We start from the raw sequence: 14,383 nt of genomic DNA on the forward strand, positions 1-14,383 counted from the left end.
TCATGGTAGGCACTGGCGAACTGAGGGCACAAATACCCAGTTTGCCAACAGCTATAACCTGCGATTATGGGGCTGCAATACCAAGTTTGCTACATAGGGTGGTATGAGACATCAGTTGTCGCCGTCCATTGCGCGAATTTCTGAGCGCGCCAGATCGTAAAACTGTCTAGCTCCGTGAGGTAAAGACACGCCGTTATGACGCAGAAAATGCAGTCGTTGGCGATGATTCGGCATGGGCACGCTGACGAGTTCCGGAAAGCGTTGCGGGATTGCGGTGTATTCAAAAGCAACGGTAACCCCAAGACCTTGTTCCACCATCGCGCAGGCTTCATCCGCATAACGTATGGTGACAGCGACATCGGGTTCTTGCTCCAGCTTTTCAAACGCCTGAACGATCAATCTCCCGAGGAGGGTTTCTGGATAGTAGCTGATCAGGGGATAGTCGAGGAGTTGTTTAAACGAGATTTTATCGGCACTCGCGAGAGGGTGGTGTTTAGGAACAACGCATTCCAGCCCTAGCGCAATGGATGGCTCGGACAACACCAGTGGGTGTTCCGGATCATAAAAAGCAAGTGCGAAATCGACTCGTCGTTGAATGATATATTCCGCGATCGTCTCATTGGGAAGACTTTCCAGTTTAACCGTCGATTGAGGCATCTGTTTTTTAATCCGAGCGATGAGATTGGGCAAGACGTAATTTGCCAGGCTCGGTGTGCAGGCTATTTGCAGCTGCTGATTATCGGGGCGGGTGATACGTTCAATCACGATATCCAGATCTTCGATACTGCGATAGATAGGTTCCAACTCCCGGAATAACTCTTCTCCCTCCGGCGTTGGAATTAATCGGCCTTTGTGCCGCTCAAACAAATTAATGCCCAGCTTATATTCCATATATTTGAGCAACCGACTGATACCCGGTTGAGACACATGCAGCAGCTCAGCAGCGCCACTGACTGTTTTCGCGATCATGATCGCGCGAAAGACTTCCAGTTGTCGCAAATTTAGAATCATAATTTTACCGACATATCTTAGTTATTAGGGGGCTCTGATTCATGTTAGCGATAGCGATGCCAGTCATAAAGCAGACGCTCACACAATGAGCTTGGCGGCATAATATCAAACTGTCTGTTCGGGAATAACCCGATGTTATAGAACGTCGATATCTAATTATTGTACAAAACCCCGCCCCCTGTCTTTAAATGCTGAGTGTCTGGGAACAGACTGCACAACTGTAATTTAGGGAACTTTTGATTAATGTCGGCGAGGCGGCCTGCGCAAGGCAAAAATGACCGAAAAAGCGGAGTTTACGTGTTGTAAATGAGTATTTTGAGATCATTTTTAACGCAGCGATGGCAACGCAGGTAATTAAATCAGAGGTTCCCTTAGGTGATACAGCTGCCACATGACATCCAATAAAATGGCAACGTAAGGTTCAAAATGGCAATTAAACTGGCTCTGTTGGGGGAAGGCATTTCCCGCTCTAGGATGCCGAAACTTCAAGAGTATCTTGGCGCACTTACGGGTATAGATGTGTCTTATGGATTGCTCGACGGTGAAGTCACCGGGCAGGATCCAGTTGCAGCAGTTATAGACGCTCGCAGCAGAGGGTATCAAGGGCTCAACGTTACGCATCCGTATAAGCAAAAAATTATAGATTTGGTCGATGATTTTTTGCGTCCGGACGATCCCAATATAGGCTCATTTAACACACTCAAGTTTGTCGACAGCAAACTGTTAGCTGCCAATACCGATTACAGCGGCTTTATTCGTGGCTATCGGTATCGTCGTGGCGATGCGCATCCTGGCCGGATTCTTTTGTGTGGTGCCGGTGGTGTTGGGCGCGCCATTGCGCATGGCTTATCCACGCTGGCGGCGGAACATATCGACATCTTTGATCCGGTTGCTGCACAGTCTGAATCGCTATGTTCAGATCTTCGTGGACGGGGTGTGTCTGCTCGTGCGATTTCGATTGAGGAAATACCCATTGCGGCCGCAGCGGCCAAAGGTTTGGTTAACTGCACGGCGCTCGGAATGGTCAATCATCCGGGCTCTGCGTTTCCCGCTTCACTGATTGGCGGGCAGGAGTGGGCGTTCGACGCCGTTTACACGCCGCTGCAGACAGAGTTTTTGCAGCATTGCACCGCCGCAGGGCTGACCATCGTATCAGGATTTGATTTGTGGATTTTTCAGGGACTGGATGCCTTTTTTCTTTACACCGGCGTCAATGTGGATGCCGATGAGACGCTTATCGGGACGGCCTTGAACTGGCTGGACTAAACCGACTTGACCTGAACCAGGTGTTTCCATGAAACGATCTATCGCTACCGTTTGCTTATCCGGCGATCTCCATCAAAAAATCGAAGCTGTAGCGGCCGCGGGTTTTGATGGGATCGAACTCTTTGAAAATGATTTGATGTTGTTTGACGAATCTCCGGCTGTGGTGAAACGTATGGCCGAAGACCTCGGGCTGGAGATCGTCGCCTTGCAACCGTTTCGCGATTTTGAGTGCATGTCCGGTAGCCGGATGCAAAAAAACTTTGACCGGGCTGAACGCAAATTTGATTTAATGGAAGAGCTGGGCACTGATCGACTGCTGATATGCAGTAATGTGTCACCGCAGGCCATCGACAGTTTTGAGCGCGCGGTGGAGGACTTCTCCGAGCTGGCGGAACGGGCACAAAAACGCAGGTTTTTGGTTGGCTACGAGGCGCTCGCCTGGGGACGCTATATCCGTGATTATCAGCAAGCGTGGAATATTGTTAAAACGGTCGATCACAAGCATTTCGGTATTATCCTCGACAGCTTCCATATTTTTGCCCGCGGTCGAGATTTGAGTACGATCGAAGACATTCCCGGTCATAAAATCGCATTGATTCAGGTTGCCGACGCCCCCTGGATGGATATGGATGTGCTGCAATGGAGTCGACACTTCCGCTGCTTTCCCGGCCAGGGAGATTTTCCCAATGATGAGTTTATGGAAGCGGTGATTCGCACCGGGTATGACGGGTATCTGTCCCATGAGATTTTCAATGACGAATTTCGTTCATCGCCCTGTAAGCCCACGGCAATTGATGGCATGCGCTCTATGCTGTGGTTACAAGAGCGTATTGCGATAGTCGCCCCTGATCTCGCCGGGCCTATGGCTCGCCCAGGTGACTATATTCCACCAGAGCCCAGCGTTGAAAAGGTTGAATTTATTGAATTTGCTGTCGAATCGACCGCGCGTGATCAGCTCATCAAACTGATGACCGCTTTAGGTTTCGAGCAGACACATAAACACCGGTCTAAGGATGTCGCACTGTATCGTTTGGGCGACGTCAGTATTGTCGTCAATGAGGAACCCGACAGCTTTGCTCAAAATTATTATTTGTTGCACGGCGTTTCTGTCTGTGCTGTCGCTTTTTCCGCAACGGATGCAGACGGAATGGCAGAGCGAGCGGAATACTTTGGGTACCGAAAATTTGAATCCGACATCGAAAGCGGTGAATTGAATATTCCCGGTATAAAAAGTGTGTCTGGTGGGCTTATCTATTTTGTGCAAAACAGCCACGATGGTCAGCGCTTTATTGATGTCGACTTTATACCGTTGGACGAGACTCAAACTCCGTCGTCGACGGTAAAGTCATCCATGACGGTGGATCACATTACCAGTGGTATGGCCGAGTCAGAGTTTTTATCCACGTCCATGTTTTACCGAATTTTATTTGGACTGGATATCGCGCAGCCTCAGGATTTGATTGATCCCTACGGTATTGTTGTTAGTCGTACGGCTACGAGCCGCGATAAACGAATTCGTTTACCCTTTAATATGTCTCGTTCCTGGGGGGCATCGACAGAGCGTTTTCGAGAGGAGCATAAAGGCTCAGGAGTACAACATATAGCGCTTCACTGTGAAGACCTATTGGCCTTGGTGCAAAATATTGATCCTCAAATCGTTCTACCGATACCGGCGAATTACTACGACGATTTGGAAGCGCGTTTTGATCTCGATAAAGCGCTGATGGCAAAAATGCGCAAATACCATGTGCTTTATGACCAGAGCGAGACAGGCCATTTTCTGCATTTCTATACCCGTTCAATCAACGGTATTTTCTTTGAAGTCGTGCAAAGAGAGAAATACGGAAACTATGGAGAGGTCAACGCTCAAGTTCGAATGGCAGCCCAGGCTCGATTACGTAAGCGCAATGTATAGCGGCCAGGGTGAAGTTACGGTTGGTTAGATGCGTTGCCGAGTGGGGTGGATGTCGACTAGTCTTTGAATAGTTCTGAAAATGCTCTGGCCACACCATCGCGAATGTCTGACGGACATTCCTTACTTGCTACCAGTACCGTATAAAAAGGTGTAAGTGACCAAGGCAGTTTGATAAGTTTGCCTGCTTCCAAATGGTCAATACAATGGCAGTCAAGAAGTACTGCCATTCCACGACCGTTGATAACCTCTTCTAGCATTGACCAACCAAAGGGTTGCACGTCAAGAATCGCAGATGGTTCATAGAATTCAGACAATGTACGCAACCGCATCAGGATTTCCGATCTGAGAGACGCGTAAAGGATAGAGTTTCCTCGAGGTGCGAGAAAGGGTATATCATTTAAACCCAATTGATCATTGTCGAGTTGGTCAGAGAGTTCCTTTGCGACATAAACAGAACATGGCGCTTCAGAGAGGCTGACCGGCTTTAGTAGGTGTACGTTCGGCGAGCCTATACGATAAAGACCAAAGGTAGCTTTTCCTTGGGAGACCATTGCCGCGATATCATTAGAATCGTCGAGCATCACGAAATCGATATTTTCTGGCATACCCCATTCGTGTAAGGCATCTAGATTCGGGAAAATAGATTTTTCGAATAGCAGTGGCTTAACGTAAAACTTAATAGCAGGTTTCACTGGAATCAGTTGCGCTCTGATGGAACTATGGAGCTCTTGTATTTCCACAGCTTTCTTGAAAGTCTGTTGTCCAAATTCCGATAATCTGACCGAGCGTCCTTTTTCCCTCACGAAAAGTGAATCGCCAAGGGAACGTTCTAGAGCATTGATGTGATTGCTGACAGACGCCTGAGTAATCCCCAACTGATCTGCAGCCCTGCGAAAATTACCTCCTTGGGCCACCGTAATAAAAACCTGTAACTGTCTTGGTGTTGTCATTATTTTACCAGTGATAGGTATTAGGCTATAACCATGATAGGTATTCGATAGGTTGCTATGCAAGTCATTAAAATGAATATTGATGCCCTAGTGAAATAACAATAACGACTCGGGCAATACTCATGTTTACTTTTCGGACCTTTGACAGGCTCTCCGTTCAGAGCCTTTTGTGTGCAAAAACTGCGGTTATTCTGGGATTAGCTCTCAGTTGGAGCATGAACTGTCATGCCGCCAACAACTCCGTAGCAGGCAATGATTCTAGTTTTCAACACTATCCGGAACGTCCTGTTCCACCTATGGAATCCCCCAATATACTGGTGATCATGACAGATGATGTTGGCTTCTCTGCGACCTCTACCTTTGGTGGCGCTATTCCGACGCCGACACTGAGCTCACTGGCGCAGGAAGGGCTTAGGTTTACCCAATTTCATACCACTGCCATGTGCTCTCCCACTCGAGCCGCCTTGTTAACTGGTCGCAATCACCACGCCGTTGATACGGGCGCAATCCTTAATATTGCCGATGATCGCCAAGGCTATACTGGCGTATTGCCTAAAAGTGCAGCGACGGTTGCTAAGGTGTTGCAGGATTTTGGCTATGCCACAGCATTCCTCGGTAAAAACCATAATACACCATTGTGGGAGAATACACCGGTGGGGCCTTATGACAACTGGCCCAATGCTTGGGGTTTCGATTTTTTCTACGGCTTTAATGCCGCCTATGCCGATCAATTTCATCCTTCTTTAATTCGTAATCGAGATCCAATTGATCCGCCAAAAGACGGTGAATATATGTTGGATAAAGATCTCTCAAATCAGGCGATTCACTGGTTGCAAATACAAAAAAATCTAAAGCCCTCCCAGCCATTCTTTATTTATTGGGCTCCGGGTACGGTACATTCTCCACACCAAGCGCCGGATGAGTGGATCGCTAAATTCAAAGGAAAATTTGATGGTGGGTGGGATCAATTGCGCAAGGATACCTTCGAGCGCCAGCAAGCGGAAAGAATCATTCCTTTAAACGCAGAACTTACTGAGCGACCTAAAGAATTTCCTTCCTGGCAAAGTCTTTCTAATGAAGAACGTCGAATCTATGCCCGTATGATGGAAGTGGCGGCAGCACAGTTATCGTATAACGATTTTCAAATAGGTCGGGTTATCGACTGGCTCAAAGTATCCGGTGAGTTCGACAATACATTGATATTTTTTATTCAAGGTGACAATGGTGCGAGTATAGAGAGTTTTACGGGAGCTACCAACGAACTGCAAAGCCTGTCGGGCAAAGAGCCTACCCTTGAAGAATTAACCAAGAATATTGATGAGCATGGCAGGGATGGTTCTTTTCCAAATTATCCGGCAGCCTGGGCGTGGGCAACTAATGTTCCCTTTAAGTGGGGCAAGCAAATGGCCTCGCATCTCGGCGGTATTCGCAATGGACTGGTTGTAACCTGGCCACAGGGGATTTCCCGTCAACAGAACGGGGGGGTTAGAAGCCAATTTCACCATGTGATTGACATAGTCCCAACCATTTATGAAGTGTTGGATATCACTCCGCCCTCGACCATTGACGGGATTGAGCAGAAGTCTCTTGACGGTGTTTCAATGGCCTACAGTTTCAATGATGAAGATGCCCCCGATCGTAACACCAGTCAGTACTTTGAAATGTTGGGAAATCGCAGTTATTACCGAGACGGTTGGCTGGCCTCAACAGTACCCCAAGTTCCTCCCTGGGATCGTGCCCACACCGTAGATCCGGAATCCTTGGAGTGGGAGTTATATCATTTAGATGAGGATTTTTCCCAGGCCCATAACGTTGCTGCCGAATTCCCGGAAAAACTGGCTGACCTTAAGCAGGAATTTCAAATCGTCGCTGAAAAGAACCACGTGCTACCGGTACAGGCGAATATGATGGAAAGATATCGGCATGGTCATCGACCCAGCTTGATCAAGAGGCGCGATAGCTTGTCCTACTATCCAGGAAAAACCCGTTATTCTGAGGCCGCTTGGCCCGACATGTCGGACAATAGTGAATGGCGTGCGCAGGTTACTGTTGAAAAGAAACAATGTTCCGGAACAATTTTTGTTAAAGGAACACAATCCAGTGGTGCAACACTGGCGCTAGAAGATTGCCGTCCTGTTTTTTATTTTGATCCTCTAGGCTCGGACGAAGGTAGGATGGTGCTAAAAGGCAAACAGAAATTAACGGAAGGCTCATCCCTTATAACGATTGCGTTTTCACGCCTGGAGGATGGTTCACGGGTAGAGGCGCAGCTGTTCGTAGATGGCAATGTGGTCGCGGAATCTGCCGTCCCACGAGTGTTTCGGGTTTTGGGGGATGCATATGTGGGTGACCCAGGGCAGCAGACGGTTACGGGAGGAGGGCAACTGCATATGACTGAGCCGACTCATTTTTCTGTTGATCGTATCGACTTTATACGCGATTAGCGAAAAAACATTCTAACAATAAAATCATAAGAGGAATTTATTCATGCAAAATTCTATGCGCTATTTAAGTATAGTGACAGCAGCGCTGGGGGCTAGTGATGCTTTTTCTCAAAGCCAATCCGGATCCACTGGTGCAATCGAAGAGATTGTTGTTACGGCTCAGTTTAGAGAGCAGTCGCTACAGACAACACCCATCGCTATATCTGCTTTCAGTGCCGAAAATATGGAGGCTCGCAGCTATAATACGATAGCCGATCTGACCAACAGTTCTCCCAACGTTGTCCTCAAACCAACTGGATCCGCTTTCGGTCCAGGTGCTGCGATTTTCATTCGTGGCGTCGGGCAGTCTGATACCAATTTTGCCTTGGAGCCGGGGGTCGGGGTTTATATCGATGATGTTTATCATGGCACTGTATTCGGCTCCCAGTTAGATCTACTGGATCTGGATCGTGTCGAGATTCTTCGTGGTCCCCAAGGTACTCTTGCTGGTAAGAACTCTTTGGGTGGGGCCATCAAGTTATTTACTCAAAAACCGGGAGAGGGAACAGAATATCTGCACGTAAAGGTCGGCTCCCGTGATCGTATGGACGTCCGCGGTGGAGCCGATTTGACCCTGGTCGAGGATAGTTTATACGCTCGGGTTTCTGGCGTGTCCCGTAAGCAAGATGGCTATTCGAGACGTTTTGATTTTGGCTGTAAAAACCCGGGTAACATTGCTGGAATTAGCGCCGGTGCAGCAAACAGTGGCAATTGTGAGTTGGGGCGACTCGGCGGGACTGAATACACGGCTGCCAGGGTCGCGTTGCGTTGGATCGTTCATGAAGACATAGAAACTAATGTCTCTTTCAGCACGCTGTCGGATGATTCCGAAGGTGCGGCTACCAAATTGCTTGGTCTGAATGTTAATCCGCTAATGACGCCGGGGGTGACGGATCCGTCCATATTTTTGACACCTAACGATTCCTACGATAATTACGCGACCTATACCACACCGGCGTACACTGACGCGGACGGTGATCATCCGGCGACTTATTGGGATCCTGACACTCATTTGCGGAGTTGGTCAGCCACCGCCAGTATCGACTGGACGCCACGGGACAACCTAAGTTTTAAATCTATCTCTGCCTATCAGGATTTAAGTGGTCAGTATGGGACTGACTATGATGTAACGCCCTTTGGAATTAATACCTCGGTGTTTACCAATGCTCACCATCAGTTTACTCAAGAATTCAGACTCAATGGCAGCAGTATGAGTGATCTCTTCGATTGGACATTAGGCGTTTTCTATTACAAAGCGACAAGTTATATTGAAGGTTCTGACATTATCGCTCCAGGGCAGGTGTTCTCATCGGTGTTTTATACGAATGATGTGATTCCCTCGGAAAACCTGTCCGGCTTCGCCCATGGCGTTTATCATGTTACTGATAAGCTAGACATCATCGTTGGTGTCCGTCATACGGACGATCAAAAATCCTACCGTTTTGTGCGGCGCAATCCTTTCGATACTTCCGAGCCCAGTTATACCGCTCAAGCAGCGATAGATGGGGTTAGTAGCGAGTATAATGGTAGCAGTTGGGATTATCGACTTAATCTAAGTTATAACGTGACCGATGATTTAATGGCATACGTGCAGTATTCAACGGGTCACCGGGGGGGAGGTGTCAATCCTCGGCCTTTTGTATCACAACAGGCAGTGCCGTTTTTCCCTGAAGTTTTGGATGCTTACGAAATTGGTGTAAAAGCCGATATTTTTGATCAGCGTATGCGCTTGAATGTATCGGCATTTACCAATATCTATGATGATATTGTATTCAATGATAGATCGCCGACAGTTGTTGATGGTGACGTCGTTAGTTTCGTGAATTCTACACCGACCAATGTAGGGGAAGCTGAACTCAGCGGTGTTGAGGCGGAATTAACCTTGTCTCTATTCGAAGGTTTATCGATAGATACCTCAGTGAGCTTGCTTGACTTTGAAATGAAAGAAATTGCTGTTTCCGAAGGACAGACCATCGGTGTGACTATAGATTCTATGGCGCCTTATATCACCGACAAGAAAGCCAGCCTGGGGATTCAATATGCTTTGTCTCTCGGCTCCCTGGGAACAATAACTCCAAGATTCGACGTGGCTTATCAATCAGAGTTTTACAATAACATTGATAACAATCCCAACGGACTCGTTGATGGTTATACACTGCTTAATGCCCGCATCGGTTGGTTATCTGCTGATGAAACTTGGGAGGTCGCTCTGGCGGCGACCAATCTTGCCGATAAATTCTACTACGCCAATAAGCTGACCCTACCGATCGGGGTTACATCGGGACAACCCGGCGCGCCGCGGGAATGGTCGCTATCTCTGCAGAAAAATTTCTAAAAGTTATCTAAAGCAGTCGCTACCAGAGCAGAGTTTGGTAGCGACTATTTTGGAACTAGCCCTAGTTATCCGTTAATTAACGCCAACCCTCAATTCTCCTAAAAACTCATTATGAAAGAGAGAATCACCTGTGAAATATCGTAAATTTTATTGGTTGAGTATTGGTATCGCTATCAACATTTGCTTGATGGTAGCGCCGTCCTCAGCGATGTCACCGTCAGATTTGAACGATGACAGTCAAGGAAGTCGGCCGAATATCCTATTAATTATCGGCGATGATATAGGTTTGGATGTGACGACCGATATGTATCCCGGTTTGATCGATGAGCTCCAGTCTCAGTACGGACCTCAAGGTCTCAATCATCCAGATTACCAACGGATTCGTGGACGTCCAGCATCCACGCCGTCATTGGATCAGATCGCTGCCGGTGGTATGCGCTTTAATCAGGTCTGGGTGCAGCCTTTTTGTTCGCCAACTCGTGTTTCAATGTTGACGGGTCTCTATGCATCGCGCACCGGGGTGCTGGATTATCGTGACTGGTTATCTCAGAACCAACATTCCTTCGTTAAAGATCTCCAGCAGGCCGGCTATCAAACGGCGGCCTTCGGTAAATGGCACATGGCAGGCTTGAATGAATATCCGGGCATGAAACCGAAAGAAGCCGGCTTTGATCTTTTCCAGGGAAATCTAAATGGGGCTATTGAGACTTACTGGAATTACGATTACCAGGTCCAGGATGACAGTACCGCTGAGGATGTATGGATTGATGAGTCACCACCGCGTCGATCTCTGGAAGGAATCGCTGCGACTACCTTTGCACCTGTGGTTAAAGTTAGCGACGCTCAACAGTGGATACTAAAACAACGCCGAGAAAAGCCGAAAGCTCCCTGGTTTGCCTGGCTGGCGTTCAATCTTTCCCATATTTCTGTACAGCAGGAGCCCAATCCGATGGCTGTACCTAATGTAGATACATTGGACGAGACGTCTCGCGCTGAAATAGAGGCCTGTGGTGGACAATTCGGGTCAGCCAATGTTGGCGATTGTTCTTCTGAAGCCTTGATGCGGGCGATGACCAATGCCATGGATACCGTCATTGGGAAATTGCTAAAGACTATCGAAGAGGTCTCTCCAAATACTTATATTATTTATCTGGGAGACAATGGCACGTGGATGTTTGGCCCCCGGCGCGAATTTATTGACAATATGTATATTACCCGGCAAGGCCGTGGTAAAGGCACGGCTTATGAAAGCGGCGTGCGCGTGTCTATGGCGGTTAGTGGACCGGGTATCGCATTGGGATCTCAAAGTAACGCTTTTATCCACGGCGTCGATCTGTTTGCCACGATTCTGGAAATGGCGGGGCTAGAGGTTCCGGACTCTGTACCGGATCGCAGCGGACAACACAAGATCGACCTAGACTCGGTTTCTTTAATGCCATTACTTACCGAGCAAGCCTCCGAGGTAAGAGATAACGAAAAAGACTACGTCTCCGCAGAAACCATAAATCCGTTACAAAACGAGCTGCGACAGGTCGCGGTACGTAACGCACGCTATAAGGTTTTATGTAGTCACAATACAGAGATCCAAAACTGTCATTGGTTCGATTTGGTTCGAGACCCTTTGGAGGAGTTTCCCTTAGAAAAACCAGACGCCTGTTCAAGTGTTAGTCTGCAAGAAGAGAGTGTCTCCCAAAAGGAAGACGCTGACTTTTGTCATCTCCTGAAAGTCATTACGCAGGAAACGATTTTATCAACCCAGTAGGCTGCGATAGTTTCAGGGGTCAGGGCGCGTGACTTGTTGAGTGCAAATCCCAGACATAAAAAAGCCGCGATAAATCGCGGCAAAAGGCTCTGGATTCATTGGTATAAGCCGAGAAGGTCGGCTTATTTAATAAACAGCATTTCCGAGTAGCTGGGCAGAGGCCAGTACTTGTCGGCCACCAACCCTTCCAGGGTATCTGCGTAGGTGCGTGCTTCATCCATCAATGAGCGAATGTCTTTGGCACAGTACTGAAGGTGGGCTTCTGTCGTAGGGAAATTATGTTCTTCAATGGCTGAGGCGAGTTTGTCCACGGTCGACATTAGGCTGTCAGCTGTGGATGCAACCTTACCAGCCATCGCGGCGTCCATTTTGATCCCTAGGCCAGAGGCTTTTTCCATGGTTCCGGTTAATTCGGATAAATAGGAAACGGCAGCCGGATAGATCAAGGTGGTCGCCATTTCAATCACCAGTTTGGCTTCCACTTCGATGGATTGGATATACTGCTCTGAATAAACTTCGTAGCGGCTCGCCAGCTCGACAGGGGTCAACACACCGGTGCTGGAAAACAGCTCTACCACTTCTGGCGCCTGGAAGACGGGCAGAGCTTCGGCACTGGTGGGCAGATTTTTAAGGCCGCGTTCTTCAACGGCCATTTTGTGCCATTCCGCAGAATAGCCATCACCGCCAAAGACCACATTACCGTGTTCGGCCATCACTTCTTTCAGCACGCCAACGACCGCTGCCGTTAAATCGGTGCCGCCGTTCAACGCCGTATCCAGTTTGTCGGCACACCAATTCAGGGAATCGGCCAGCATAGTGTTCATGGCGACTAGGGGGCCGGATACGGATTGTGAAGAGCCGACGGCACGGAATTCAAAACGGTTGCCGGTAAAAGCAAACGGTGAGGTGCGGTTGCGGTCACCGGGATCGCGCTTGAAGGGCAGAATCTGAGACAAGCCCAAATCCATCTGGCCGCCGCTTTCCGTTGCTGGAATATTGCCTTCTTTAATGTCCATAAAAACTTTTTCCAGCTGGGTGCCGAGATAAACCGACAAAATCGCTGGCGGCGCTTCGTTAGCACCGAGACGGTGGTCGTTGGACGCAGTGGCAATAACGGCGCGCAAAAGAGGGCCGAATTTATGCACGCCGCGAATGACTGCACCGCAGAACATCAGGAATTTCAGGTTCTCTTCCGGGGTGCTGCCAGGATCCAGCAGGTTACCCTGGGTCGCGTTGCCCACAGACCAGTTGACGTGTTTACCTGAACCATTCACACCGGCGAAAGGTTTTTCGTGCAGCAAGGCAACAAAGCCGTGGCGTTTGGCGGTCAGTTTCATGACGGTCATCAACAGTTGTTGATGATCCGAGGCAACGTTGGCCGATTCGAAGTAGGGGGCGATTTCGAACTGGCCGGGTGCCACTTCGTTGTGGTGGGTTTTCGCGGGAATACCCAAACGATACAACTGGTCTTCGAAGTCCTGCATAAAAACCTGGACTCGCTCAGGAATCGCTCCAAAGTAATGATCATCAAACTGTTGGCCTTTGGCAGAGGGGGCTCCAAACAGAGTGCGACCGGCCAGCAGAAGATCCGGACGAGCATAGGCAAATTTTTCATCGATCAGGAAGTATTCCTGCTCGGCACCACAACTGCTATTGAGGGTGGCGATTTCGGTCTCGCCCATCAGCGACAAAACACGTTTCGCTGCTTTGTCCATAGCGGCGTTGGAGCGCATCAAAGGGATTTTTTTGTCCAGGGCTTCACCCGTCCAGGACATAAACACACTGGGGATCATCAGCGTCGCACCGTTCGCCGTGTTCATTACGTAGGCGGGACTGGTGGGATCCCAAGCGGTATATCCGCGGGCGGCGTTGGTCATGCGCAGGCTGCCGTTGGGGAACGACGAGCCATCAGGTTCGCCTTTGATCAGCAGGCTGCCGGTAAATTCGGTAATGGCATTGCCATCGGCGTTAGTCACGATAAACCCATCGTGTTTTTCAGCCGTGGCATTGGTCATGGGATAGAAGATATGAGAGAAAAACTTTACGCCTTTGGCCAGGGCCCAGTCTTTCATGGCAGCTGCGACGACATCGGCGGTCGCGGGATCCAGAGGCGCGCCTGTCTGCACGGTTTTCTTCATGGCCTTAAAGGCATTTTTCGACAGGCATTCTTCCATGGTAGCCAGGTTGAAAACGTCGGTCGCCCAAATCTTGCTCAATGGCTTGGGCATCTCAACGTCCATGGGTTTGCTTTGGGTTATAGCGCTGATCGCGGCGAGCCGGGACTCACATCCACTCATAATTTCTTCCCTTAAAGAGATATTGTCATAGGTTGAGGCAGTGCTAATTGTCGATCAGCATACCTCGCCGTGGGAGCTGCAAGTAATGGAAAGCGAGAGGGCAATTCGTCGAACGCCCTGTCACAATAATCCTCTTCCATGGTGCTGTAAGAGAGAGGTTTGATCTTTTCCATTACCAGAGCTTCTGTGGTGTTTTCGCAATAGTCAGACCAACTCCTTTTACTTCCGTGTGCGTTCGTGTTTTGCTCTGTCCTGGGGCGAATTGTCGTTAAACGTTGCCTTTATCGATCAATTATGGGAATTGAATTTAATCGGTCATCGATGTAGACGGCGAATGACTGTTTAAGTGACAGAAATTGCTCTA

8 protein-coding genes are annotated in these 14,383 nt (G+C 48.7%); 5 read left to right on the forward strand and 3 right to left on the reverse strand.

The genetic code is table 11. The annotated features are described in order from the left end of the window. Positions 1 to 111 precede the first annotated feature (111 nt). A complete protein-coding gene (locus ACXAFR_RS17995; RefSeq protein WP_475179209.1) occupies positions 112 to 1,011 on the reverse strand; it encodes a LysR family transcriptional regulator in 900 nt (299 codons plus the stop codon). A 426-nt stretch (positions 1,012 to 1,437) separates the two neighbouring features. Here ACXAFR_RS17995 and ACXAFR_RS18000 point away from each other — a divergent pair, with 426 nt between their 5' ends. Both ACXAFR_RS18000 and ACXAFR_RS18005 read left to right on the forward strand, forming a co-directional pair. Beyond that, complete coding sequence (locus tag ACXAFR_RS18000) at positions 1,438 to 2,277, forward strand: shikimate dehydrogenase family protein (RefSeq protein WP_475179211.1); 840 nt, start codon at positions 1,438 to 1,440, stop codon at positions 2,275 to 2,277. A gap of 28 nt (positions 2,278 to 2,305) precedes the next feature. After that, positions 2,306 to 4,192, forward strand: coding sequence for a bifunctional sugar phosphate isomerase/epimerase/4-hydroxyphenylpyruvate dioxygenase family protein (locus ACXAFR_RS18005; protein ID WP_475179213.1), 1,887 nt, complete (start codon positions 2,306 to 2,308; stop codon positions 4,190 to 4,192). A gap of 56 nt (positions 4,193 to 4,248) precedes the next feature. Here ACXAFR_RS18005 and ACXAFR_RS18010 read toward each other — a convergent pair whose 3' ends face one another. Further along, on the reverse strand, positions 4,249 to 5,142 hold the full coding sequence (locus ACXAFR_RS18010; RefSeq protein WP_475179214.1) for a LysR family transcriptional regulator: 894 nt from the start codon (positions 5,140 to 5,142) through the stop codon (positions 4,249 to 4,251). Positions 5,143 to 5,264: 122 nt separating this feature from the next. Between ACXAFR_RS18010 and ACXAFR_RS18015 the strand changes: the two genes are divergently transcribed. From ACXAFR_RS18015 to ACXAFR_RS18025, 3 genes are all read left to right on the forward strand, one after another. Further along, a complete protein-coding gene (locus ACXAFR_RS18015; protein ID WP_475179217.1) occupies positions 5,265 to 7,586 on the forward strand; it encodes an arylsulfatase in 2,322 nt (773 codons plus the stop codon). 43 nt (positions 7,587 to 7,629) lie between these two features. After that, on the forward strand, positions 7,630 to 9,960 hold the full coding sequence (locus ACXAFR_RS18020) for a TonB-dependent receptor (protein ID WP_475179220.1): 2,331 nt from the start codon (positions 7,630 to 7,632) through the stop codon (positions 9,958 to 9,960). A 130-nt stretch (positions 9,961 to 10,090) separates the two neighbouring features. After that, positions 10,091 to 11,722: a sulfatase-like hydrolase/transferase gene (locus tag ACXAFR_RS18025; RefSeq protein ID WP_475179222.1), complete on the forward strand. Its 1,632-nt coding sequence runs from the start codon at positions 10,091 to 10,093 to the stop codon at positions 11,720 to 11,722. A 122-nt stretch (positions 11,723 to 11,844) separates the two neighbouring features. Here ACXAFR_RS18025 and ACXAFR_RS18030 read toward each other — a convergent pair whose 3' ends face one another. Continuing rightward, on the reverse strand, positions 11,845 to 14,019 hold the full coding sequence (locus ACXAFR_RS18030; protein WP_475179223.1) for a glutamine synthetase III family protein: 2,175 nt from the start codon (positions 14,017 to 14,019) through the stop codon (positions 11,845 to 11,847). Positions 14,020 to 14,383 lie beyond the last annotated feature (364 nt).

It is taken from the genome of Pseudomaricurvus sp. ABR4_320 (assembly GCF_056159445.1).

Excerpts from the sequence above, each read along its gene's own strand:
- ACXAFR_RS18010 (WP_475179214.1), bottom strand. The coding sequence starts at position 5,142 with ATGACAACACCAAGACAGTTACAGGTTTTTATTACGGTGGCCCAAGGA.
- ACXAFR_RS18005 (WP_475179213.1), top strand. The coding sequence starts at position 2,306 with ATGAAACGATCTATCGCTACCGTTTGCTTATCCGGCGATCTCCATCAA.
- ACXAFR_RS18015 (WP_475179217.1), top strand. The coding sequence starts at position 5,265 with ATGTTTACTTTTCGGACCTTTGACAGGCTCTCCGTTCAGAGCCTTTTG.
- ACXAFR_RS17995 (WP_475179209.1), bottom strand. The coding sequence starts at position 1,011 with ATGATTCTAAATTTGCGACAACTGGAAGTCTTTCGCGCGATCATGATC.
- ACXAFR_RS18000 (WP_475179211.1), top strand. The coding sequence starts at position 1,438 with ATGGCAATTAAACTGGCTCTGTTGGGGGAAGGCATTTCCCGCTCTAGG.
- ACXAFR_RS18030 (WP_475179223.1), bottom strand. The coding sequence starts at position 14,019 with ATGAGTGGATGTGAGTCCCGGCTCGCCGCGATCAGCGCTATAACCCAA.
- ACXAFR_RS18020 (WP_475179220.1), top strand. The coding sequence starts at position 7,630 with ATGCAAAATTCTATGCGCTATTTAAGTATAGTGACAGCAGCGCTGGGG.